This window comes from Egibacter rhizosphaerae (genome assembly GCF_004322855.1).
Taxonomy (GTDB): Bacteria; Actinomycetota; Nitriliruptoria; order Euzebyales; family Egibacteraceae; genus Egibacter; species Egibacter rhizosphaerae.
Genome location: NZ_CP036402.1, coordinates 3143861 through 3166497 on the forward strand (window position 1 = coordinate 3143861; position 22637 = coordinate 3166497).

Annotated in this window: 19 protein-coding genes; 16 read left to right on the forward strand and 3 right to left on the reverse strand. The window is 74.6% G+C overall.

Annotated features, from left to right (window positions below; translation table 11 throughout):
* Positions 1 to 178 precede the first annotated feature (178 nt).
* The 5 genes from ER308_RS14650 to surE all read left to right on the forward strand — a co-directional run bounded on the left by ER308_RS14650 (position 179) and on the right by surE (position 5850).
* Positions 179 to 1345, forward strand: a complete 1167-nt coding sequence (locus ER308_RS14650; protein ID WP_131155670.1) for an acyl-CoA dehydrogenase family protein — start codon at positions 179 to 181, stop codon at positions 1343 to 1345.
* Positions 1346 to 1560: 215 nt separating this feature from the next.
* Positions 1561 to 3135: a methyl-accepting chemotaxis protein gene (locus tag ER308_RS14655; protein WP_276319898.1), complete on the forward strand. Its 1575-nt coding sequence runs from the start codon at positions 1561 to 1563 to the stop codon at positions 3133 to 3135.
* 119 nt (positions 3136 to 3254) lie between these two features.
* Positions 3255 to 4406: an acyl-CoA dehydrogenase family protein gene (locus ER308_RS14660; protein WP_131155672.1), complete on the forward strand. Its 1152-nt coding sequence runs from the start codon at positions 3255 to 3257 to the stop codon at positions 4404 to 4406.
* A 73-nt stretch (positions 4407 to 4479) separates the two neighbouring features.
* Positions 4480 to 5052 (forward strand): acyl-CoA thioesterase, encoded by a 573-nt coding sequence (locus ER308_RS14665; RefSeq protein WP_205745636.1) that lies wholly within the window; start codon positions 4480 to 4482, stop codon positions 5050 to 5052.
* A gap of 36 nt (positions 5053 to 5088) precedes the next feature.
* Entirely contained in the window at positions 5089 to 5850 is a 762-nt protein-coding gene (surE, locus tag ER308_RS14670; protein WP_131155673.1) for a 5'/3'-nucleotidase SurE, read from the forward strand.
* A gap of 334 nt (positions 5851 to 6184) precedes the next feature.
* Here surE and ER308_RS14675 read toward each other — a convergent pair whose 3' ends face one another.
* Complete coding sequence (locus ER308_RS14675; RefSeq protein ID WP_131155674.1) at positions 6185 to 7213, reverse strand: DMT family transporter; 1029 nt, start codon at positions 7211 to 7213, stop codon at positions 6185 to 6187.
* 156 nt (positions 7214 to 7369) lie between these two features.
* Here ER308_RS14675 and ER308_RS14680 point away from each other — a divergent pair, with 156 nt between their 5' ends.
* On the forward strand, positions 7370 to 7744 hold the full coding sequence (locus tag ER308_RS14680; RefSeq protein ID WP_205745637.1) for a hypothetical protein: 375 nt from the start codon (positions 7370 to 7372) through the stop codon (positions 7742 to 7744).
* 9 nt (positions 7745 to 7753) lie between these two features.
* On the opposite strand, the gene ER308_RS14685 is transcribed toward ER308_RS14680, so the two are convergent.
* Complete coding sequence (locus ER308_RS14685) at positions 7754 to 8725, reverse strand: TIGR03089 family protein (RefSeq protein ID WP_131155676.1); 972 nt, start codon at positions 8723 to 8725, stop codon at positions 7754 to 7756.
* 215 nt (positions 8726 to 8940) lie between these two features.
* Between ER308_RS14685 and ER308_RS14690 the strand changes: the two genes are divergently transcribed.
* The 7 genes from ER308_RS14690 (at position 8941) to ER308_RS14720 (ending at position 17886) form a co-directional block, all read left to right on the forward strand.
* Positions 8941 to 10503 (forward strand): LCP family protein, encoded by a 1563-nt coding sequence (locus ER308_RS14690; protein ID WP_131155677.1) that lies wholly within the window; start codon positions 8941 to 8943, stop codon positions 10501 to 10503.
* A gap of 110 nt (positions 10504 to 10613) precedes the next feature.
* A complete protein-coding gene (locus ER308_RS14695) occupies positions 10614 to 11660 on the forward strand; it encodes a glycosyltransferase family 2 protein (RefSeq protein WP_205745638.1) in 1047 nt (348 codons plus the stop codon).
* Positions 11661 to 11891: 231 nt separating this feature from the next.
* Complete coding sequence (locus tag ER308_RS14700; protein WP_131155678.1) at positions 11892 to 13262, forward strand: nucleotide sugar dehydrogenase; 1371 nt, start codon at positions 11892 to 11894, stop codon at positions 13260 to 13262.
* Between the two features lie 3 nt (positions 13263 to 13265).
* Positions 13266 to 14420, forward strand: a complete 1155-nt coding sequence (locus ER308_RS14705; protein ID WP_131155679.1) for a glycosyltransferase — start codon at positions 13266 to 13268, stop codon at positions 14418 to 14420.
* 391 nt (positions 14421 to 14811) lie between these two features.
* Complete coding sequence (locus ER308_RS14710; protein WP_165492115.1) at positions 14812 to 16215, forward strand: septal ring lytic transglycosylase RlpA family protein; 1404 nt, start codon at positions 14812 to 14814, stop codon at positions 16213 to 16215.
* Positions 16216 to 16258: 43 nt separating this feature from the next.
* Entirely contained in the window at positions 16259 to 17395 is a 1137-nt protein-coding gene (locus tag ER308_RS14715) for a glycosyltransferase (protein ID WP_131155681.1), read from the forward strand.
* Entirely contained in the window at positions 17395 to 17886 is a 492-nt protein-coding gene (locus ER308_RS14720; protein WP_131155682.1) for a hypothetical protein, read from the forward strand. The genes ER308_RS14715 and ER308_RS14720 overlap by 1 nt, the downstream gene beginning before the upstream one ends.
* A gap of 34 nt (positions 17887 to 17920) precedes the next feature.
* On the opposite strand, the gene ER308_RS14725 is transcribed toward ER308_RS14720, so the two are convergent.
* Positions 17921 to 19621: a glycosyltransferase family 2 protein gene (locus ER308_RS14725; protein ID WP_131155683.1), complete on the reverse strand. Its 1701-nt coding sequence runs from the start codon at positions 19619 to 19621 to the stop codon at positions 17921 to 17923.
* A 5-nt stretch (positions 19622 to 19626) separates the two neighbouring features.
* Here ER308_RS14725 and ER308_RS14730 point away from each other — a divergent pair, with 5 nt between their 5' ends.
* From ER308_RS14730 to ER308_RS14740, 3 genes are read left to right on the forward strand one after another with little or no spacing between them, the layout of a single operon-like run.
* Positions 19627 to 20748 carry a hypothetical protein gene (locus tag ER308_RS14730; RefSeq protein WP_131155684.1) on the forward strand — a complete coding sequence of 374 codons (1122 nt, stop codon included), beginning with the start codon at positions 19627 to 19629 and terminating at the stop codon, positions 20746 to 20748.
* A gap of 56 nt (positions 20749 to 20804) precedes the next feature.
* Positions 20805 to 21818: a glycosyltransferase family protein gene (locus tag ER308_RS14735; protein ID WP_131155685.1), complete on the forward strand. Its 1014-nt coding sequence runs from the start codon at positions 20805 to 20807 to the stop codon at positions 21816 to 21818.
* A 4-nt stretch (positions 21819 to 21822) separates the two neighbouring features.
* Positions 21823 to 22611 (forward strand): sulfotransferase, encoded by a 789-nt coding sequence (locus tag ER308_RS14740; RefSeq protein WP_131155686.1) that lies wholly within the window; start codon positions 21823 to 21825, stop codon positions 22609 to 22611.
* Positions 22612 to 22637: the final 26 nt, after the last annotated feature.

Sequence of the window (22637 nt, forward strand, 5' to 3'; positions counted from 1 at the left end):
CCGCCCGGGCGGGGATCAGCTCGATGGTGCACACGGCCCCGCCCGAGTGCGCGTCACCTCGCCCGGTCTGGGCGGGGTGAGGTGCAGTGGTGCACACGACTCCGCCCGGGCAGGGCTCGGCCCGGCGGGTTCGGGTTCGTAGACTGCTCGCCGGCGACGGTAGCGAAAGGGCACGCACGTGGACTCCGCGGCCCCTGGGCCCTCGTTCGCGCTCACCGACGAGCAGGCCGAACTGCAACGAGTGGTGCGCCAGTTCGCCCGCGAGCGGGTAGCGCCGCGGGCGGAGGCGTTCAATGCGCGCGCCGAGCTGCCCCTCGACCTCGTGGGGGAGATGGGGCAGATGGGCCTGTTCGGCCTCCCCTTTCCCGAGGAGGTCGGGGGCTCGGGTGGCACGTACCTCGACCTCTGCTTGGCGCTCGAGGAGATCGGCCGGGTCGACCAGTCGCTCGGCATCACCCTCGAGGCCGCCGTGGGCCTCGGCGCGATGCCGATCTACCGGTTCGGGAGCGACGAGCAGCGGGAGCGGTGGTTGCCGCCGCTGGCCCGCGGGGAGCAGCTCGCCGGGTTCGGCCTCACCGAGCCGGGCGGGGGCTCTGATGCCGGCGCGCTGCGTACGCGCGCGCGCTGGGACGGCGACGCGTGGGTGATCGACGGGTCGAAGCAGTTCATCACCAACGTCGGTACCGACGTCAGCGCGTTCGTGACCGTGGCGGCGGTCACGGCCGACGACCCTCGGGAGATCACCAACTTCGTCGTGCCCACCGGGACCCCCGGCTACGTCGTCGGTCAGGGGTACCGCAAGGTGGGGTGGCACGCGTCCGATACGCGGGACCTCGCCTTCTCCGACTGCGGGGTGCCCGCAGACCACCAGCTGGGCGAGCAGGGTCGCGGCCTCGCGAACTTCCTGTCCATCCTCTCCGAGGGGCGGATCGCGATCGCGGCGCTGGCCGTCGGGCTCATCCAGGGATGCGTCGACGAGTGCGTGCGGTACGCCCAGGAGCGGGAGGCGTTCGGCAAGCCGATCGGCGCGCACCAGGCGGTGGCGTTCAAGATCGCGGACATGGAGGCCGCCGCGCAGCTGGCCCGCAACCAGTACCGCTACGCCTGCTGGCTGCTCGCGACCGGGCAGCGGTTCACGCGCGAGGCGGCGATCGCGAAGCTCCACGCGACCGAGCAGGCCGTCGCCGCCGCCCGGGAGGCCTGCCAGGTCTTCGGCGGGTACGGGTTCACCACCGAGTACGCGGTGGGCCGCTTCTACCAGGACGCGAAGATCCTCGAGATCGGGGAGGGCACGAGCGAGGTGCAGCGGATGCTCATCGCCCGGGACCTGGGCCTGCCGCGTTGATGCGGCCGCTCGGACCTGCCCGGGAGCGGTCGGGCATGCCGCGCCGGGCTCGGGATGGGTGTTGACCCGATCGCGGGGCCGCTCCGGCACGGATCCGGGACCTACCGGGGTCCTTTAGGGCCCGGAGACCGGGCCGACCCCTTCTGAACGACTGTCCCCATGGTCAGGGTCATCCGTGTCGGCTGGGGTTCGCGAGAGGGCGGGAAATGACAGGAATGCACCGCACGGGGCTAACCGTCCGAGCGAAGATGTCGCTTCTCGCGGGCGGTCTGCTGTTGTTGACGACCATCATCGTGGGTTACGTCGTGTTCGCGTTGTATTCACAAGCGGGCGAGGTCGAGGAGGTCGTCGATCAGGCGGCCCCGGCCTCGCTGACGCTCGTGAACGTCGACCGGGACGCGTACCAGGCCCAGCTGCACCTCGAGCGTGCGCTGGACGCCGACGACCCTGCGGTGCGCCAGGACCTGCTGGAACGTGAGGAGGGCTTCTGGGACAACGTGCAGCAGACGGAGGACAAGTTCGCCGACTACCGGGAACTCGCGATCGGCAGCGACGAGGAACAGGAGATGTGGGCCGCCTACGCCGATCAGCGCCAGGAGTGGATCGAGTCGAGCGAGGCCGTGCTCGCGACGGACGAGCCGAGCGATGGGGACTTGGAGGCGCAGCAGACGGCGTTCGCGGAGATGCGGGCCCTGATCGACCTGCCGCAGGACGACTTCTACGAGCCGATGCTGGAAGCGGCGGGTGCGGAGCACCGCGACGCGGTCCAGACCTCCACGACACGTGTCCTGCTTGCCCTGCTCGTGACGCTCGCCCTCGGCATGGGCGGTTCGGTCCTGGTTGTGCGTCAGGTGAGCGGTGCGGTGCGCACCGGTTCACGCGAGATCGTCGGGCACGCGACCGACGTCGAAGGGGTTGCCGGGCGGCTCGGAGAGAAGTCCCGCACGACGGAGGGGCAGGCGCAGGCCGCGTCGGCGGCGAGCGAGCAGGTCTCGCAGAACGTGCACACGGTCGCGACCGCGGCCGAGGAGCTGAGCTCGAGCGTCGAGGAGGTCGCTGCCAACGCGGCTCGAGCCCGCGAAGTCGCCGCTGAGGCGACGCAGCGCGTTCAGCAGACGAACGACGCCGTGGGGCAGCTCGGGACGTCCAGTTCGGAGGTGGGCAAGGTCATCGACCTGATCAACTCGATCGCCGAGCAGACGAACCTCCTGGCACTCAATGCGACGATCGAGGCGGCCCGGGCGGGCGAGGCCGGGAAGGGATTCGCGGTCGTGGCCGGCGAGGTGAAGTCGCTGGCTGAGCAGACGTCCGAGGCGACGCGCGACATCGCGGGCCGGATCTCGACGATCCAGGCCGACACCGAGGGGGCTGTCTCCACCATGGGGGGCATCGTCGAGGTGATCGAGCGGATCGCGGAGACCCAGGACACAATTGCCTCATCGGTCGAAGAGCAGAGCGCGACCACGAACGAGATCGCTCGCAACGTCAACGAGGCGGCGACCGGGAGCACCGAGATCGCGGAGAGTGTCTCCCGGCTGGCCGAGGCCACCGGCGATGTCCGCTCCGAGGCCTCGCGGGTCGCCGACGCCGCCCGAGGCCTTCGTGCAACCTCCGGACGGCTGCGCATCCTGGTTGACGGACAGGACGCGGAGGACGCCAGCCAGCGTCTCCACGAGGTCCGGATGCCGGAGGGGACGGCACGGAGCGGTTCGGCTGGCAATGCCCCGACCGAACGGGGAACCCACGCTGAGCCCTCGTCGGAATGGGTCAGCACGACCTCTTCGGCCTGACCGCTGGTGTGGTGGGGCGCGGCGACGTCGTTCCCCCGCCTCCCGTCGACGCGCCGCCGGCCAGTGAGGGCGCTAGCCTCGGGCCCACGCAACGAGCTCGAACGCCTCGGGAGTGGCCGATGAGCGACCTGTTCACCCTCACCGACGAGCACCGCCAGTTTCGCGAGGTGGTGCGCAAGATGGCGGTCGACCACATCGAGCCACGGGCGGCCGAGATCGACGCGAACGGCGAGTTCCCCTGGGACGTCGCCCGTGTACTGGGGGAGAACGGCCTGCTCGGGCTGCACGTCCCCGAGGAGTACGGCGGGTCGGGGGCGGACGCGCTGACGTTCGCGCTCATGGTCGAGGAGATCGCTCGGGTGTGTGCCTCCTCGTCGGTGATCCCCCTGGTGCAGAAGCTCGGGACCGTGCCGATCCTGCAGGCGGCCAGCGAGGAGCAGAAGCGGGCGTGGTTGCCGTCGATCGCGTCGGGCGAGCAGCTGATCAGCTACGGGATCAGCGAGGCCGAGGCCGGCAGCGACCCGGCCTCGATGGTGACGACGGCGACGCGCGACGGCGACGGCTACGTGTTGAACGGCACCAAGGTGTGGACCTCGATGGCCGGCGCCAGCGAGCGCTACGTCGTGTTCGCCAAGACCGACCCGGACGCGGGCGCCAAGGGCGTCTCCGCGTTCTTCGTGCACGCGGACGATCCGGGCTTCACCGTCGGGAAGGCCGAGGACAAGCTCGGCATCCGGGGGAGCCCCACGTGCCAGATCCACTTCGACGACACACCGCTGTCTGCCGACCGGCTGATCGGCGAGGAGGGCCGGGCCTTCTACGAGGCGATGGCCGCGTTCGACCACACACGGCTGGTGGTCGGCGCGCAGGCGGTGGGCATCGCGCAGGGCGCGATCGACGCCGCGGCGGCCTACGTGACCGAGCGCGAGCAGTTCGGCAAGCCGGTGGGCGAGTTCCAGGGCGTGCAGTTCATGCTCGCCGACATGCAGACCGAGACCGACGCTGCCCGCGGCCTCGTCTACCAGGCAGCGGGCAAGGCCGATCGCGCCGACGACGACCTCACACGGTTCTCCTCGATGGCCAAGCTCAAGGCCGGCGACACGGCGATGCGGGTCACCACCGACGCGGTGCAGCTGTTCGGCGGGTACGGCTACACGAAGGACTACCCCGTCGAACGCATGATGCGGGACGCGAAGATCACCCAGATCTACGAGGGCACCCAGCAGATACAGCGGCTGGTCATCGCGCGTGACATGCTCAAGCGTCGATGACCGGAGCCGATGGCTGCCCGGCCCCCGGCGCTCACCAAGTGGTGACTCCCTGACCCAACAGCGTGGTGACTCCTTGACCCAACAGCCCGAGCAGGCCCACGAGCTCGCGCCGAAGCCCGTCCACGACTCCGAGATCACGTTCGTGCGGACCATGACCCAGCTCGACGCGAACGTGCTCGGCAACGTGCACGGCGGCGAGATCATGCGGGAGGTCGACACCGCTGCTGGGACGGCAGCGGCTCGCCACGCCGGGCGCGTGTGCGTCACCGCGTCGATCGACGAGCTCTCGTTCCTCGAGCCCGTGCACGTCGGGGACCTGTTGATCGTCCAGGCCGCCGTCAACGACGTGGGCCGCACGAGCCTCGAGGTCGGGGTGAAGGTCGAGGCCGAACGCTGGGACGGTGGCAACCGCCGACACACGACGACCGCCTACCTCGTCATGGTCTGTCTCGACGAACACGGTCGCCCCGCGCCCGTCCGCCCTCTGGAGGTGACCACCGAGCAGCAGCGCCGCCGCCAGCAGGGGGCGCGCATCCGCCGCCAGATGCGCAAGGAACGCATCGAGCGTCTCGGCTCCTACCAGCCCGAGCCCGGCACGCCGGATCCCGGCGACGGCAGTGGCACGGGCTCCGCGGGGGTGGAGTAGCCGGGAGTTGCGGCGCCCGCGGCTATCCTCGCCTCCATGCGCGTGCTCCTGACCAACGATGATGGCGCTGATGCTCCCTGGCTCAGCGAGTTCTCCCGCGGCCTCACCGAGGCCGGACACCGTGTGACGGTGGTCGTGCCAGACGGCAACCGCAGCGGCGTGTCGGGCTCGCTGGCGCCCCTGCCCCTCGGCAGGCCGATCGACATCCCCCTCGAGCCGCTGCCGGGGATCGTCGCCGACGAGGCTTGGGCCGCGGCCGAGTGCTCACCGAGCGTCTGCGCCGCCGTGGCGCTCACCGGCCTGGTCGAAGAGCGGCCCGACATCGTGGTGAGCGGACCGAACTACGGGTGGAACATCGGGCGCGACATCTGGCGGTCGGGCACGGCGTGGGCCGCGATCACGGCGTGGGGGATGGGGCTGCCCGCCGTCGCGGTCTCGTGCGCACCCGAGCGTCATCGGGGGGACGACCTCGCGCGGGTCGCGCAGCACACCGCCTGGGTGATCGAGCAGCTCGTGGCAACACCGCTGCCGGAGCTCTGGAACCTCAACTTCCCGGCGCCGCCCGCCCACGCCTGGAGCGGGCCGGACTGGGTGGCCATGGCTGCGAACGAGCGGCTGTCGGCCTCCCGGTCCGAAGTGGTGGATCGCACGCCCGGCGGAGGCGCGGTCGTGCGGATCAGCCAGGACCCCGGGTTGCAGGTGCACGGGGACCCGGGCACCGACGCCCACACCGTCCAGCGGGGGCGGATCGCGTTGTCGCGGCTCCGGCCGGTCGACAGCATCGCCGAGGAGGCCTGAGCGCGGGCGCCGATGGGGTCCTCCGTGCCGCGGCGGTGGGGGACCGTGGCACCGGGTTGCCTCGCCCGCGGTGCCGCGTTGTCTCGCCCGCCGCGTTGCCTCGCCCGCCGCGTTGCCTCGCCCGCGGTGTTGTCTCGCCCGCCGCGCTTCTTCGCCCGCCGCGCTTCTTCGCCCGCCGCGCTTCTTCGCCCGCCGCGCTTCTTCGCCGGCACCCGTGTCGTTCGTGGTGCGGTTACCCGCGCGCCCACCGTCGTGGTGCGGTTACCCGCGTCCACGCGGGTTTTCTGCACAGCGGTGAGGCGGCGCCGTCGGGGCGCTCAGACCCGCGGTACGGTTACCCGCGTCCGCGCGGGTTTCTGTACCGCGGCTCTGACGGCTGCCCCGGATCGTCCGCCTCGGCACCCCGGGCGGTGGGACGGCGCACACTGAGCGTGACGAGTGCGGCGAGCACGAGCAGGGCCCCGACGATCTGGACGGGCACCGGGCGCTCCGCGAGCACCCCCACGCCCAGCGCCGTCGCGGTGAGCGGCTCCGCCAGGACCAGCGTCGCTGCGGTCGCGGCCGGGACCCTCGCGATCCCGCGTCCGAACAGCCAGTACGCGACCGCGGTCGCGCCCACCGCGAGCCAGCCGAGCATCGCGAGGCCGGGCGGGGAGGCAGCCCATTCGAGCGAGTCGCCGGCGGCGACGGTGATCCCGACCGCCGCGGGGGCGAACACGATGGCGGCGCCGGCGAGCAGCCACCCCATCCGCGCCGCCGGGTCGCCGGCCCCACGCGAGAGGCGCCGGCTGGCCACCGCGAACCCGGCGAAGCCGAGCCCGGCGATGAGCCCCGCCACGATCCCGAGGGCGTCTCCGGTCTCGGCGCGCAGGTCGGCGCCGAGCAGCAGGGCGAGGCCGAGCACGGCCAGCGCGGTGGCCGGCCACCAGCGCCGTTCGGGTCTGACGCCGAGCGCGACGCGCTCGACCACGCCGGCCAGGATGGGGCTCGAGCCGATCGCCACGACCGTGCCGAGAGCCACGCCGGCGCGGTCGATCGCGGTGAAGTAGCCCGCCTGGAAGACAGCCAGCGCGGCCGCGGCGGCCACGGCGGCGCGGAGCGGCCGAGGTGGCCCGCCGAGCCTGCCGGTCGCCGCCGCGAGGAGCAGCAACAGGCCCGCTCCGAGGCCCAGCCGGGCGAGCGCAACCTGCCAGGTCGTGGCCTCGGACGGCCCCAGTGCCACCGCCGCGCCCGCCGTGCCCCAAAGGATGGCGCCCGCGAGAACGAACGTGCCGCCGAGCGGTCTCGGTCCGGGCGGTGTGTCGCGCGCGGACGACGCTTCACGTCCGTCGGTGTGTCTCGGACCACGCGAGGGCTCGCTCATGGCCCCTCGCCTGCCGACGCTCGGGCAGGGCGAGCGCGGCTCGCTGGCCTCGAACCGACGTGCATCACGATGCTCCCCTCCACGACACTGTCGTGGTGTCCGACGATGTCCGGGCAAGGATGCCGCCCCGAGGACGCGCTGGCGAAGGAGTGCCCCGTGACCAGCCAACCGCACGACCCCGCGGCCCTACCCCGCAAGGAGCCCGTGGGCGCCGACGCCTTCTTCGGTCTCGACCTGCGCGTCGGGCGCGTGGTGGGGGTCGAGGACTTCCCGCAGGCGCGCGTGCCCGCCTGCAAGCTCGTGGTCGACTTCGGCCCCGCGGTGGGGACCCTGCAGACGAGCGCACAGATCACCAACTATGCGCACGACGAGCTCGAGGGGCGGCTCGTCGTCGGGGCCATCAACCTCGGCGACAAGCGCATCGCGGGGTTCACCAGCGAGTTCCTCGTGCTCGGCGGCCTCGAGCCGGACGGCACGGTCCGCCTGCTCGGCGTGGACCAGGGCGTCGAGCCGGGCGCGCCCGTCGCCTGAGCACCGCTGTCACGGGAGGCGGGGCACTCCATCAGCGGCGGTGCGCAGGTCGGCGCCGAGGCGCTCCGCGGCGGTCGTGGCTGCCGGCAGCTCGGACTCCGGGATCACGGCGGGCACGAGCACGGCCTCCAGCGTCGGCGGTGAGTCGAGCCCCGCGACCGTGGACAGCCCGTCGGCCGTGAGCAGGGCGACGTGGGCCCGCTCCTCGCCGACCGCGCCGGACCACGCCTCCCACGCGCCCCGCTCGCCCTGTGCGTCCCGTACGTTCCGTTCGTCCTGCACGGCCTGCTCGTCCGCGTCCTGCTCGTCCGCCGCGTCGCGGGGGCCCCCGCGCGTGGCGAGGATGCTCGCCCCCGATGCCAGGGCGGCGGCCGCGACGGCACAACCCCGCGGGTCATCGATCGACATCCCGAGGGCCAGGCGGCGGTCGCTTCCGGCGCCGACCGTGGCGAGTGCCGCCCCCGCCCCGAGCGCCTCCTCCTGCGTGCGGGTCGCGGCCCCCAGGTCGAGCCAGGGCGCCTGCGGTTCCGCGTCGGGCAGGTCGACGACGTCGGCGCCCTCGAGCACCTCGGTCGCGAACGCGCTCGCGGCGGGATCGGTCGGGCGCCCCCCGAGTCCGGCGCCGACGACGAGGTCGTCCGCGCCCGGCCCGAATCGCTCGTGCACGATCCGGCACGTGGCGGTGTCGGCGGAGGGAGCTCCCGCCCGCACCCGCACGACGGCCTGCAGGAGGCCGCCGCCGACGACCGCGACGAACCCGAGCCAGCTCCCGTCGGCGGCGACCTCGACGAGCTCGCCGGGCTCGATGTCGTCGAGGAGCCGGTCGGCGCACTTGGCCGCCCAGTTCTCGAACGTCGCGGCCCCGAGCTCGGTGCGCTCGCCGGTGTCGAGGTCCCGGTAGGTGAGCAGTGGTCGGTCGGCGTCCCTGGCCAGGCGCGCGGCGAGGGCGTCCCCGACGGTACGTGGCGCGGGCGCGGACATGGTGGTCTCCCCTGTTGCTTCAGCCTCTGCGGACCGCTGCCGACACCCTCGCAGAACGGCCGAAACCCGCATGTCCGGCGTGTCGGTCAGGTCGGTCGGAACCCCCGGCATGGTAGGTTTCACGTATCCCCCGGAGTGCGCGGGTTCGACGTGCCTGCGCGGCGGTGGCCGGCCGCGCAGCCGGGGCGGCACGGGGTCATGGAGGCGAGTCGGGCATGGCGAGCAATCAGAGCACCGCGACTGGGCGGCCGCGTTGGCGGCGGCGCATCGGGTGGTCGTTGGTCGGCGTGCTCCTCTTCGCGCTCGGGGCGGTCGCGATGACCGGCGTGATGCTGTACCTGCGCGCGGAGGCGAGCGTCGACCGGGTCGAGGTCGACACGCTCACCGACCCGGGCGATCTCGACGGCGACGGCGTCGCCGACTACGAGGAGATCCCGGGGGCGATCAACGTGCTCGTGGTCGGCAGCGACGCGCGCGACGGCCTCACCCCCGAGGAGCGGGCCGAGCTCGGCACCGGCGACGACGACGGCGGGATGCGCACCGACACGATGATGGTGGCGCGGCTGGATCCCGAGACCGACGAGGTGTCGCTGCTGTCGTTCCCACGCGACCTGCGCGTCGAGCTGTGCGACGGCTCGACCGACAAGATCAACGCGGCCTACCAGGTCGGCGAGAACACCGGTCGCGGCGGGCCCTCGTGTCTGGTCGAGACGATCCGCGACGTGTCCGGCATCTCGATCCAACACTTCGTCGCGATCGACTTCGCCGGGTTCATCGAGGTCGTCGACGTGGTCGGCGGCGTCGACGTGTACCTCGAGCATCCCATCGACGACTGGCGCGCGAACCTCGACCTCGATGCCGGCTGCCAGCGGCTCGACGGCGTCGAGGCACTGGGGTTCGCCCGCCATCGGGCGAGCGATTCCGACTACGGCCGGATCGCTCGCCAGCAGCGCCTCATCAAGGAGTTGGTCCGCGAGACGGCGTCGATCGGCACCCTCGCGAACGTGCCACGCCTGTTCGAGCTCGTCGAGACCGGCGCCGGTGCGGTCGAGGCCGACGAGAGCCTGTCGCTCGACCGGATGCGCCGCATCGCGTTCAGCCTCCGTGATCTCGGGGGAGACAGCGTGCAGGCGCGCACGGTCCCGGCGGACTTCGAGATGATCGACGACATCGCGTACGAGATCCTCCGCGAGGACGAGGCCGCGGACCTGTTCTACGACTTCCGGACCGGCGCACTCGAGGACCCCCGCGAGCCCGAGGACTCCGAGGAGCCACGGATCGCGGCGAGCGACGTGCCGCCGGTCACCGTGCTGAACGCGGCGGGGGAGCCCGGCCTCGCCGCCGCGATCAGCGACGAGCTCGGCGAGCGAGGGTTCACGGTCGCCTCGGTCGGCAACGCGCAGGTGTTCGGCGCACACGAGACGGAGGTGCGCTACTCGCCGGAGCTCGCCGACGAGGCCGCCTTCCTGGGGGCACACCTGCCCAGCGCGGAGCTGTCCACGCGCACGCCGCAGGGCGACGGGATCGAGATCGTGCTCGGCGAGATCGCCGACCCCGCGCTCGTCAGCACCCCAGAGGAGTTCGGCGGGGGCGACGACGGCGGCGGCCCGGCCGACGGCGGGAACGGGGAGGCCGACGGCGGGAACGGGGAGGCCGACGGCGGCGAAGGCGGCGAGGGTGATCCGCTCGAGGAGGGTCGTGGTCAGGGTGAGTCCGCCCCCGAACCCGACGAGTTCTACGTCGGGGCGCAATCCGTTCCGGACGACTGTCGCCGGTGAGCCCGGCGGACTCCGACCCGGTGCGCCCGGCGGACTCCGACCCGGTGCGCCCGGCGCAGTCCGACCCGGGGCGCCCGGGGCAGTCCGACCCGGACTCTGCTCGGCCGTCGGTGTCGGTCGTGATGGCCGTCCGCGACGAGCAGGCGCATCTCGGCCGCGCGCTCGACGCCGTGCTCGCCCAGGACTACGCCGGCCTCCTGGAGGTGTGCGTGGCGGTGGCGCCCTCGCACGACGGGACCGAGGAGCTCGCGCGGGAGGTGGCTGCGAGGGACCGGCGCGTCGCGGTGACCGCCAACCCGCGGGGCGTCACTCCCGCCGGCCTGAACGCCGCGATCGCGGCGACCAGCGGCGACGTCGTCGTGCGCGTCGACGGCCACGCGGTGCTGCCGCCCGGCTACGTCCGTCGGGCAGTGGAGCTCCTCGCCGAGACCGGCGCGGACAACGTCGGGGGCATCATGGCCGCCGAGGGCGATACCCCGTTCACCCGAGCAGTCGCCGCCGCGATGACGTCGCGGTTCGGGACGGGTGACGCGCGCTTCCACACCGGTGGGCGCCCGGGGCCGGTCGACACCGTCTATCTCGGGGTGTTCCGGCGCGCGGCGCTGGAGCGCGTCGGCCACTTCGACGAGCGGCTGGTGCGCACCCAGGACGCGGAGCTTAACCATCGGATCCGCCAGAGCGGCGGGCAGGTGTGGTTCCACCCGGACCTGCGCGTCGCGTACCGCCCGCGGGACAGCCTGCGCGGCCTCGCCCGCCAGTACTTCGAGTACGGACGCTGGCGCCGGGCGGTCGTGCGGCGCCACCCGGACTCCCTCGCGCTGCGACAGCTCGCCCCGCCCGCAGCACTCGTGGGCACGGTGGCAGGCGCCGCGCTCGGACTGACCGCGCTGGCGGGACGGAGCGGGCTGACGGGGCCGGCGGGGCGGACCCGGCCGGCCGGGGGCACGCTCGGACGCGCTCCGGAGCGTGTCCGGGCGCTCGCGCTGGCCGGCTGGGTCGCACCGCTGGGCTATCTGCTCGCGGTGCTCGGCGCGAGCGCCGCCGCCGGCCGCGGCCTCGAGCCCGGCGCGCGCCTGCGCCTGCCCCTGGTGTTCGCGACGATGCACGGCTGCTGGGCCGTCGGCTTCCTCACCAGCCCCCGGGACCTCGGAACCTGAGGCCGGCCGGCACGCCCGGCCCGCGGGGCGGCCAGGGCCACGCCTCCTCACCCGGGAGGCGGGCCACGGCACGCCCGGCCCGCCGGGGCGGCCAGGGGCAGGTGCCGGGTCGCACCGCGCGCACCTACACTGCGCGCGGCACGGCCTCGCCCGGGGCCCGGCGATCGGATCCGGCCGAGGCGTCGTGCGGCCTTGCCCGAGGACGCCCACCCCGAGGATGCAGACGCCGTCATGGATCACACATCCCCCAGCGGATCGTCCGCCACCGCGTCGGATCCGGCTTCGGCCGGCTGGTCGTCGGAGGTCACCGACCGCGCCGCGCACTTCCGCGAGCGTCCGTGGACCGCCGGTGTGATCGGCCTCGGCTACGTGGGCCTGCCACTCGCGGTCACCGCGGCGCAGAAGGGCCTGGCATGCGTCGGCTTCGACGTCTCCGACGCCGTCGTGGAGCGGCTGAAGGGCGGCACGAGCCACATCGGCGACGTCACCCACGGCGAGCTCGTCGAGGCGCTGGACAGCGGGCTCGAGGTCACCAGCGACCCGAGCCGGCTCGTGGACGCCGACACGATCTTCATCGCCGTGCCGAGCCCGCTGGGCCGCAACCGGCAGCCGGACATGAGCTACATCGAGGCGGCCGCGGATACCGTCCGCGAGGTCGCGCGGCCCGGTCAACTGATCACGCTCGAGTCGACGACGTATCCGGGGACGACCGACGAGATCATCCTGCCGGCGGCCACCGCGAAGGGGCTCGAGCTCGACCGGGACGTCTTCGTCGCGTTCAGCCCCGAGCGGGTCGATCCCGGCAACCAGCGATCGACCGGTGAGATCCCGAAGGTCGTCGGTGGCGTGACGCCCGCGTCGGGTGCGGTGGCGGAGGCGGCCTACCGGCGCCTGGTGCCCGCGGTGCACCTCGTGTCGAACGCGCGCGCCGCCGAGATGACCAAGCTGCTCGAGAACACCTACCGCGCGGTGAACATCGGCCTGGTCAACGAGCTCGCGCAGCTGTCGCACGAGCTCGACATCGACGTCTGGGAGGTCATCGACGCCGCCGACACGAAGCCGTTCGGCTTCCAGGCGTTCTACCCCGGGCCCGGGGTGGGAGGGCACTGCATCCCGCTCGACCCGCAGTTCCTCGCCTGGCGCGCCCGCGAGGCGAAGTTCGCGACGCGCTTCATCGACCTCGCCGAGCAGGTCAACACCCGGATGCCGGCGTACAACGCGGACCGGGTCGCCGAGCTCCTGAACCGCCACGGCCGGCCCGTGTGGGGGACTCGGATCCTCGGGGTCGGGGTCGCCTACAAGCCGAACGTCGCCGACGACCGCGAGTCCCCCGCCTGGGACGTGCTCTCCGAGCTCGCCGCACGCGGGGGCGACATCGGCGTGCTCGACCCGCTGATCGAGCCCGAGCGCATCGCCGCGCAGGGCTACCGCACGGTCGGGCACAGCCGCGACGAGATCGCCGATCACGCTCTCGCGGTCGTCCTCACCGACCACGACGCGATCGACCTCGCCGAGCTCGCCGACGCGGTGCCCGCCGTGTTCGACACCCGCGGCGCGTACCGCAAGCGCGGCATCGACGCCCCCAACGTCACCGCGCTGTAGCGCGTGGCCGGCAGCGGGGCCTCCCACGAGGCGGGGTCGCGGGCCGGTGCGGCGTCCCGGCCCGACGCCGTCGTGCTCGTGTTGTCGACCGTGCACCAGGCCGACGACCCGCGTCTGCGCTACCGCACGGTCGCGGTCGTGGCCGCCGACGGGCCGGTGCGCTACGCCACCCGGCCCCCGGCTCCCGCGACCGTCGACGACCACGAGTGGCGCGCGTTGCCGGGCGGTCGGCCGCGGCGCTGGCTCGCCGCCGTGCGGGAGGCGTGGCGCCGCGACGTCGCGCTCGTGAGCGTGCACGATCCCGAGCTCATCCCGCTCGCGCTCGCGACCCGCTACCTGCGCCGCCGGCCGGTGATCGTCGACGTGCACGAGGACGTGCCGGCCCAGATCGCCACGAAGGCGTGGCTGCCGCGCCCGTTGCGGCGCCCGCTCGCGTGGCTGGCCGCCGGGCTGCTGCGGGCCGCCGAGCGTGGGTGCGTCGTCACGCTCGCGGAGCCGAACTACGCCGACCGCTTCCGGCGCGCGCACCCGGTCCTGCCCAACTACCCCGATCCGGCGTCGCTTCCCCAGGCCGCGCCCAGCGACGGCTGGTTCGTGTACGTCGGGGACGTCACGGAGGTGCGGGGGGCGCGGCTCGCGGTCGCGGCGGTCGGCCGCCTCGAGCCACCCCGCAGGCTGCGGCTCATCGGCCGCTGCGCCTCCGATCTCGCGACGGTGCTGCGGGCCGACGCCGATGCGCACGACGTCGAGCTCGACCTGCCCGGGTTCGTGCCTCACCCGCACGCGATGGCACGGGTCGCCACCGCCGAGGCGGGGCTGTCGCCCCTGGCGGACATCCCGAACTACCGGCGGTCCCTGCCCACCAAGACCCTCGAGTACCTCGGCGCCGGGGTCCCCGTCGTCGCGAGCGACCTGCCCGGCACGCGCGAGGTGGTCGGCGACCTGCCGGGTGTTCGGCTCGTCGCGGCGCCCGGTCCCGGCCCGCCCGCCCCACACGACGTGCAGTCCTGGGCCGAGGCACTCCGAGCCGTGCGCGCCGATCCGGGCGTCCGGGCCCGCGCGCTGACGGGCCGTGATGCGGTGCGGGCCCGCTTCGCGTGGCCGTCGACCCACCTGCGCCGCATCTACGCGGACGCGCGCACCACGCACGGTCGCTGAGTCGGGCCGCACCGTCGCCTCCCCGGGCCCGGTCGTGCGACGTCCGACCCCGGTCGGTGCCAGGCGGGCACCGGTCGCACATTGCGGAGGGCGTTCCCCGACCCGGGGGAGGGTCGCCGTGGCCCAAGGGGAGGTGTCCGGAGGGACAAGCGGGGCGATTGCGGCGACCGGGTCGCTTGGCACGATCCGGGTGCCCTCGGCGGGACGAGTTCCCAGTTCACGATCAACGCACCGCGCCGGCCGAACGCGTCGCGTGCGCGGCCATGAAGGCTCCCTGCCCCGTCGGGACGCGGCACCCCCCACAACCACACCCGACCCGACACCCGACCCCCACACCCCACCCCACAAAGCGAGCCCCATGACACTCTCCCGAACGCAACTGCTCCGACGTGTGACCACCCGTGCGGCGGTGATCGCCGCCGGGGCGTTGATGGTCCCGGTCGCCGCGACACCCGTCCTGGCCGACGACGAGGACGAGGTCGTGCGCTTGGCCGCCGGCAACGATCGGATCGAGACCGCGATCGAGACCAGCAAGGCCGCTGGCGACGACGCGCGAGAAGCCCTGCTCGTGCACGAGGACGGTTATCCCGACGCGCTGGCTGCGGGCTCGGTGGCCGGCGAGCTCGACGCGCCGCTGCTGTACACCGACGGCGCGGGGCTCGACCCCCGGGTCGCCGACGAGCTCGACCGGCTCGGGACCGAGCGGGTCTGGGTGTTCGGCGGCCCGGCCGCGATCGACGAGACCGTGACGGACGCGCTCGCTGACGCCGACCTCGAGGTCGAGCGGATCGACGGTGACACCCGCGTGGGGACCGCGGCGGCCGCCGCGACCGAGCTGCACGACGAGATCGACACGGCCACGCTCGCCCTCGGGTTCTCCGCCGACGACCGGCCCGGATGGCCGGACGCCGGCGCCGCCGCGACGTTCGCCGGCGCCGGAGCCACCCCGACCCTCCTGAGCCGGCACGACTCGGTGCCGCAGGTCACCCTGGACGCGCTCGACGAGCTCGATGTCGAGCGGGTCCAGCTCATCGGCGGACAGCACGTGCTCGCCGACGGCGTCTCGGACGAGCTCGAGCGCGCCGGCTTCGACGTGGAGCGACACTCCGGCGAGACCCGCGCCGCGACGGCCGCTCGCGTCGCCGACCGCGTCCTCGACGGAGCCGCCGAGGACGCCGAGTTCACCGCGGTGCTGGTCGACGGTCGGGCCCAGCCCGACGTCTTCCTGGCCGGGGGTCTCGCGGCCCGCATCGGCGGCACGGTCCTGTTCAGCGGGCGGGATCAGCTCTCCTCACACGCCGAGGAGGCGCTGCGCCGCGACCGCGTGACCGGCGCGACGGTGGTCGGAGGCGGCCTGCACTCGTGGGTGGTCGACAGTGCCTCCGCCGCCGCGTCCGGCGACGACCTGCCCGAGCCCCCCGACGAGCTCGTCGAGGAGGAGCCCGCCGAGGCCGAGGAGGAGGCCGAGCCGGAGGGCCCCGAGGTCGTCGACGTCGTCGAGGGCGAGGCCAGCTGGTACGGCGACCGGTTCGCCGGGCGCCCGACCGCCAGCGGCGAGCCCTACGACCCCAACGCGCTCACGGCCGCGATGCCGCCGGGCACGGTCGCCTTCGGCACGTGGGTGCGCGTCACCTACCTCGCCACCGACCGATCGGTCGAGGTGCGCATCAACGACCGCGGCCCGTACGCCGGCAACCGCGTGATCGACCTCTCGCGCGCCGCCGCGGACACGATCGGCCTGCGCAGCGCCGGGACCGGCCAGGTGCGCATCGAGGTACTCGACGGCGCCCCGTAGCCACCACGGGCGCGTCGGCGGCGGCGCTACGCTGCCGCCACCCATGGCGCGACGACGAGACGGATCGACCCGCGCGCCCGGCCCACCGGCCGGGCGCGCCTTGCTGTGCACGACCAACGGGATCGGCCTCGGCCACCTGACCCGCGCGATGGCGGTCGGGTCCCGCCTGCCGCACGGCCTCACCCCCATCGTGTTCACGACCTCGCAGGCCGTGCCCGTCGTCCGGGCACAGGGGTTCGCGGTCGAGCACCTGCCGTCGCCCGGCGCGGCCCCGCTCGACCAGCCCGACTGGAACCTGTTGTACGAGCGGCGGTTGGAGGAGCTGCTCGCGACCTACGACCCCGCGGTCGTGGCCTTCGACGGCACGCATCCCTATGTCGGCCTGCTGCGCGCGACCTCCCGTCACCGCCGTCGTGCGTTCGTGTGGGTCCGGCGCGCGATGTGGCAGCCGGGGCTCGGGCGCGAGTCGGTCGCGCGAGCGGGACTCTTCGACGCGGTCATCGAGCCGGGCGAGCACGCGGCCCCCGCCGACCGGGGCGCGACCACGAGGGCCGACGACGGGGCGGTGCGGGTCGACCCCATCCTGCTGTGCGATCCGGGCGAGCAGCGCGACCGGACCGAGGCCCGTGCCGCGCTGGGCCTCGATCCCGACCCGACCTGGGCGCTCGTCCAGCTCGGCGCGGGGGCCATCAACGACCTCTCGAGCACGCTGGGCGCCGCGTTCGCGGCGTTGCGCGCGACGCCCGGGGTCCGGATCGCGTTCGCGGACTCCACCCTCGTCGCGCCGCGGGACGACCTGCCCGGCGACGTCGCCCGGCTGCGCCGCTATCCGCTCGCCGCCGACCTCGCGGCCTTCGACGTCGTGCTCACCGCGGCCGGCTACAACACGTACCACGAGGTGCTCGCGGCGGGCGTGCCCGCGGTGTTCGCGCCGAACCGCTCGACCCAGCTCGACGACCAGCTCGCACGGGCGCGGTTCGCCGACCGTCTCGGCGTCGCCCGGTGCTGGGAGGACGGCTCGCCGGAGACCTTGCGCCGGATCCTCGCCGCGTTGCTCGCGCCCGGTGAGGCCGCGCGGGTCCGTGCGCGCCTGCAGCGGCGGCCGGTGCGCAACGGCGCGGGGGAGGCGGCGGCGGTGCTCTCCCGGCAGGCCGCCGCACGCCGCGGGGAGGGGGCCTAGTGGCGGCCCCGGCTCCGGGTCTCGTGCGGCGGGTCTATCGGCGGCTGCTCGCCCGGCTGCCACCGGGTTCGCAGGTGGCAACCAAGCGCGCGTTGCTCGCCGGACGCCAGCGCGCCCGGGCGCTGGCCGGGCGCGGGCCGGGAGCACTCGCCGGGCGCCCGATCGTGCGCCCTGGTGGCGACCCGAGGCTGGGCACCACCCTGGTCCGCGCGTTCGGGGGTGGCCGTCCGCAGCTCGCCGCGGCCTGCGCGGAGGCGGCCTCGCGACGGGACGGCGGTGAGCCCGTCGTGCTCGTGAGCGACCACGACGGCGTCGATCTGGCACGTGACCGTGGCCTCGTCCTCGAGCTCGTCCCCCCGGAGGCCGAGTGGCGTGCCGCGACCGGGGGCGACGCGACCGCGTACGCGCGCTTCCGCACCGCCCGGCTCGACGACCTGGCCGACGTCTGGGACGTGGCCCGCACGGTCGACGTGCCGGTGTCGCCAGGCTGAGCGGGTGCCCTGCGACCTGACCGCGCGGTGTGGGTCAGCCGGCCGGGTCGGGCGGGTCGCGTCGAGCCGTCGTGGCCTGATCGCGTCCGGCGAGCGTGCGCGCGAGCCCGCGCAGCGCCGCCATCGCCGCGCCGGGTCGGCGGGCCCGCGCGACCTGCCCGAAGGCGTCCGCGATCCGGAGCACGCGGCGCCGCCGCAACCGGGCGAGCGTGTCCTCGGCCGCGCCCAGCTGCGCCTCGAGCCGCTGGATGCGCGCGTCGCGGGCGGTCCCCGACCCGCCCGCTGGGGGCGGTTTGCCCACGCTGCCGATGCCGAGGTCCTCGCCGGGCACCCACCGTTCCTCGAACAGCTCGCCGACCAGCGCGGCCACCTCGCCCGGGCGGTCGGTGAGCCGCGCGGCGCGCTGGACCGCGCGGGTGCTCACGGCCTCCACCGTCCCGTGGGCGTCGGGAGCCATCCCCGGGACGACGACGTGCAGGGCGCCCACCCGGTGGTGGGCGAGTCGCTCGCGGACGCGCACCAGGGCGTCCGGGGCCGTGCGGACCGCCGGCGGCACCGTGAGGCGGATCGGCGTGTACGGGTGCGTGGCCGACCAGGTGGCGGCATCGGTCACGGTGACCCGGTCCTGGCCGGCCATCCACAGGTCGAGCCGCTCGCGCACCGGATCACCGGCCGGCGCGGTCACCCCGATCGCGACGTCGGCGGTGTCGTTGGCGAGCAGCGACTCGATGCAGCGCAGGGCCTCCTCCTCGGTCGTGGTGGCCTCGCTGACCGGCACCTCCGCCGCGAGGTAGGGCACGGCGAACGCCCGGCCGGGAACCGAGCGGCGGTAGTTGCGCGCGGGTGCGTGGTTCGCGATGACCGGCAGGCGCCGGGTGATCGCCGCGTCGCGGGACGCCTGGTCGTCGAGGTGGCGGGGGCCCTGGTGCCAGCTGTGCGCCTCGCGGTCGGGTACCAGCACGGCCCCGCGAGTGAAGAGGCGGTAGCCGAAGATCGTGTCCTCGCAGCCGCGGATGCCGAACACCGGGAAGCCGCCGACCTCCCGGAACAACCACGACGGGACCGCGATCGACGACCCCACCGCGACGCGCCAGAGGTCCCCCCGAGGCTCCCGCAGTTGGTCCGTCTCGCCGAGCAGCTTCTCGATCCAGTCGTGGTCCTGCTGCTCGCGGCCCTCGACGAGCGCGGCGACCCCGCCGTCGGCGGCCGCCCGTGTGACGTCGTCCGCGCCGATGTCCGCGAAGTCGACGAAGGTGCGGAATCCCATCGTGACCGCGTGGTCGATCGTGTGGTGCCAGCGCGCGTGGGCCTCGACGTGGTGCGGGTCGAGGACCACGTCCGCGTCGACGAACAACAGGATCTCGCCGGTGGCCGTGAACCCTCCGGTGGACCGGGCCTTGCCCGCCCCGAAGCCCTCGTTGACCTGACGGACCGCACGGACCGGTACGTCCCCGGCGAACGCCGGCACGTCGAGCGGCGGGTCGCTGCCGTCGTCGACGACCACGATCTCGAGCAGCTCGGGCGGGTAGCGCTGCGCCGCGAGCGAGGCGAGCGTCAGCGGCAGCTCGTCATGGTCGCCGTAGGCCGGCACGACGAGGCTCACGGTCATGGTCGGGGTCCACGAGCCCAGCGGCGGCACGGACAGCTGGTCCCAGCGATTGTGGGCGACCCGGGGCTGGTCCGACGCGGGGCCGGCGACGGTCGCCGGTACCGGCGCGGCGGCAGGTATGCTCATCGCCCGTGATGCTACCCGCTGCCTCCGGTGCCGGTGACGCCGACGGGACGCCGCCGGACTGGCGTGCCGCGGTCGACGCCGCACTCGCCCGTCAGCCGGATCCGCGCGCCGACGTGCCCGCCCTCCTGGCGGGGGAGGTCGGCGCACCGGCCGAGCGGGCCTCGGCCGCCGCCGCGGTCGACTGGCTCGCCGCGCAGCTGCCGACCGGCGGCCGCGTCGTCGATCTGGGCAGCGGCGGTGCGGTCGGCGTCACCGCGGCGCGCCGCGGCGCCGACGTGCTGGTGCTGGTGCCGGACGCCGGCGCCCGCCGCGCGGCCGAGGCAGCCTGCGATGCCGAGCCCGGGGACGTCGGCGACCGCATCGAGATCCGTGAGGGCACGCTCACCGAGCTCGCGGCCTCCGGGCCCCCGGCCGCCGACGTCGTCACGGCGCTCGATCCGTCGCTCGACGCCGACGGTCGGGCCGCGACCGCCACGCTGCTCGGCCCCGACGGCCGGGTCGCGGCGGCCGGCGTGGCGCCGCACGACCTGATCGCCCTGGCCGGCGAGTGGGCCATCGACGAGCACGCCGTCGCCCACGCGCGGTTGCGCGTCCTCGCGCGCCCGGGCGTCAAGCCCCCCTCATCGGCGGACGCGGCGGTGGACGCGGCGGTGGACGCGGCGGTGGACGCCACGCTCGCACCGCTGCTGGCCGACGCGCTCGCCGAGGCCCAGGCCGAGACGTGTGAGTTGCGGGTGGCCGCCGAACAGGCCGTCCTCGACGCCGAGGACCGCGACTGGACGGTCGCCGCCGCGCAACAGCGGGTGGCCGACGCCGAGCAGCGGGCCCGGGACGAGCGCCGCCGCGCCGACCGCGCCGAACGGCGGGCCGAGCGCGCGGAGCAGGCCGCGGCCCCGGCGCCCGCCGACCGGGCGGTGCGCGAGGCCGAGGCCGCCCGCGAGCGCGCCATGCGCGACCTCGAGCGTGAGCGCTCCCGCCGCCGGGCAGCGGAGGACAAGCTCGAGCGCGTGCGACAGCGCCGCTGGTGGCGCCTCGGCGAGTTGCTGGCCGCGGCGCGACGCAGCCCCCGGGCGCTGCTGCGCCTGCCGGTCGATCTCGCCCGCCTCGCCCGCGGGGGCCGGGCGTGACCGGGCGCTCGGGATCCGCGCGCCGTGCGAGCCCGAGCTGGGAGGCGTCCCGACCGGTGCGGGTCGCGGCGAGCGCGTTCGACTTCAAGTTCTTCGAGCCCGTGGACGCCGCGCTGCGCGACGCCGGCGGCGTGCTCCGCTACGACCGCTGGTTCGGGCTGGCCGAGCACGACCCCGCCCGCAGTCGGTCGCTCGCGCGCTGGGCCGACGTCCTGTTCGCCGAGTGGTGTCTCGACAACGCCGTCGTCGCCGCCCGCGAGCGCCGCGACCGCCAGCGACTGGTCGTGCGCTTCCACCGCTTCGAGTTCGACCGCGACGCTCCGGCGCGGCTCGACGCCGATCGGGTCGACCTGATCGCGTTCGCGGGCCCGCACTTCCGCGACGCCGCCGTCGAGCGCTTCGGCTGGCCCGACGAGAGGTGCCTGTGGGTGCCCAACCCGGTGGACGTGGAGGCATTCACGACCGGCAAGACCGCCGCGGCCGGACGCACCCTCGGACTCCTCGGCTGGGAGCGCCAGCTCAAGCGCCTCGACCGCGCCCTCGACCTGCTGGAGGCGCTGCTCGAGGTCGACCCCGGCTGGCGGCTGCGGTGCAAGGGGCAGCATCCGGCGGCCGTCGACTGGGTCTGGCACGACACCCCACAACGCCGCTGGTTCGAGGCGCAACTCGACCGCATCGCGTCGAGCGACCGCCTCGCGCGCGCGGTCCGCTTCGACGGGTTCGGCCCCGTCGCCGACTGGCTGCGCGACGTGGGCTGGATCCTCTCGCCCTCCGACGTCGAGAGCTTCCACCTCGCCGCCGCCGAGGGCATGGCCTCCGCCGCCGTCCCGGTGATCTGGGAGCGGCCCGGTGCCCAGCAGGTCTTCCCCGCCCGTTGGGTCCACCACGACACGGAGGCGGCCGCCGCCGCGGTGTGGCGCGCCGCCGACGAGGACACGCGGGCCTCGCAGGCGCGGGAGGCGCGCGCGTTCGTGGCCGAACGTTACGACCGGCCGCGGCTCGCGCGCGTGTGGCAGGAGCTCGTCCTCGGCGCCGCGCCCGCTCACCCGGCCCGGACCTCGGAGGGCTGACCGCGTGGCCGCCCCCGATCCCCGGCAGCTGCCGACGTTCGTGATCATCGGCGCGATGAAGAGCGGGACCCAGAGCCTGCACCACTACCTCGGGGCCCATCCGGACGTGTTTGTCACGCAGCCCAAGGAGCCCAACTTCTTCAACCTGAACGAGCCGAGCGAGCAGGCGCTCGCCGACTACGGCGCGCGGTGGTTCGCGGGCGGGGAGGATGCGATCGCCCGCGGCGAGGGCAGCGTGAACTACACCAAGCGCCACCGACAGGGGGCGAGCGCCGAGCGACTCGCCCGAGCGCTGCCGCACGTGCGCCTCGTCATGCTCATGCGCGACCCCGTCGACCGGATCCGCTCGCACTATCGGCACGGCGTCGCCGCCGGGCGCATCCGGGAGCCGATCGCCGACGCGCTCGCGGCGTCGGACAACATGGTCCTCACGAGCCTGTACGCGTGGCAGCTCGAGCCCTACCTGGAGCGGTTCCCGCGGAGCCAGATCCACCTGGCGACCGCTGAGCGGCTGCGCGCCGAACCCGACGCGGTGGTCGGCGAACTCTGCCGGTTCGTCGGGGTCGACCCCGCGCGCGCCCCGGCCGTCGAGGGCGAGCGGCACCGCTCGGACGAGAAGCCGTCACCGGACCTGTTCACCGAGCCCGGGCGGTTCCGACGCGCTCGTCCGATCGACACGTCGGGGGAGCTGCCGCGACGCGTCGCGCGTCGCGTGCGGCGTCGCCTGCTCCCCGACGTGCGCCGCGTTCGGGAGCTGCTCGGCGACGAGGTTGACGCCTGGCGCCTCGTGTAATCGGAGCGTCCCCTCGGCCGGTAGCG

What these genes read in the sequence shown, in the direction of transcription:
- ER308_RS14655 (WP_276319898.1), top strand. Translation starts at nt 1,561, where the DNA reads ATGCACCGCACGGGGCTAACCGTCCGAGCGAAGATGTCGCTTCTCGCG.
- ER308_RS14660 (WP_131155672.1), top strand. Translation starts at nt 3,255, where the DNA reads ATGAGCGACCTGTTCACCCTCACCGACGAGCACCGCCAGTTTCGCGAG.
- surE (WP_131155673.1), top strand. Translation starts at nt 5,089, where the DNA reads ATGCGCGTGCTCCTGACCAACGATGATGGCGCTGATGCTCCCTGGCTC.
- ER308_RS14675 (WP_131155674.1), bottom strand. Translation starts at nt 7,213, where the DNA reads ATGAGCGAGCCCTCGCGTGGTCCGAGACACACCGACGGACGTGAAGCG.
- ER308_RS14685 (WP_131155676.1), bottom strand. Translation starts at nt 8,725, where the DNA reads ATGTCCGCGCCCGCGCCACGTACCGTCGGGGACGCCCTCGCCGCGCGC.
- ER308_RS14690 (WP_131155677.1), top strand. Translation starts at nt 8,941, where the DNA reads ATGGCGAGCAATCAGAGCACCGCGACTGGGCGGCCGCGTTGGCGGCGG.
- ER308_RS14700 (WP_131155678.1), top strand. Translation starts at nt 11,892, where the DNA reads ATGGATCACACATCCCCCAGCGGATCGTCCGCCACCGCGTCGGATCCG.
- ER308_RS14715 (WP_131155681.1), top strand. Translation starts at nt 16,259, where the DNA reads ATGGCGCGACGACGAGACGGATCGACCCGCGCGCCCGGCCCACCGGCC.
- ER308_RS14725 (WP_131155683.1), bottom strand. Translation starts at nt 19,621, where the DNA reads ATGAGCATACCTGCCGCCGCGCCGGTACCGGCGACCGTCGCCGGCCCC.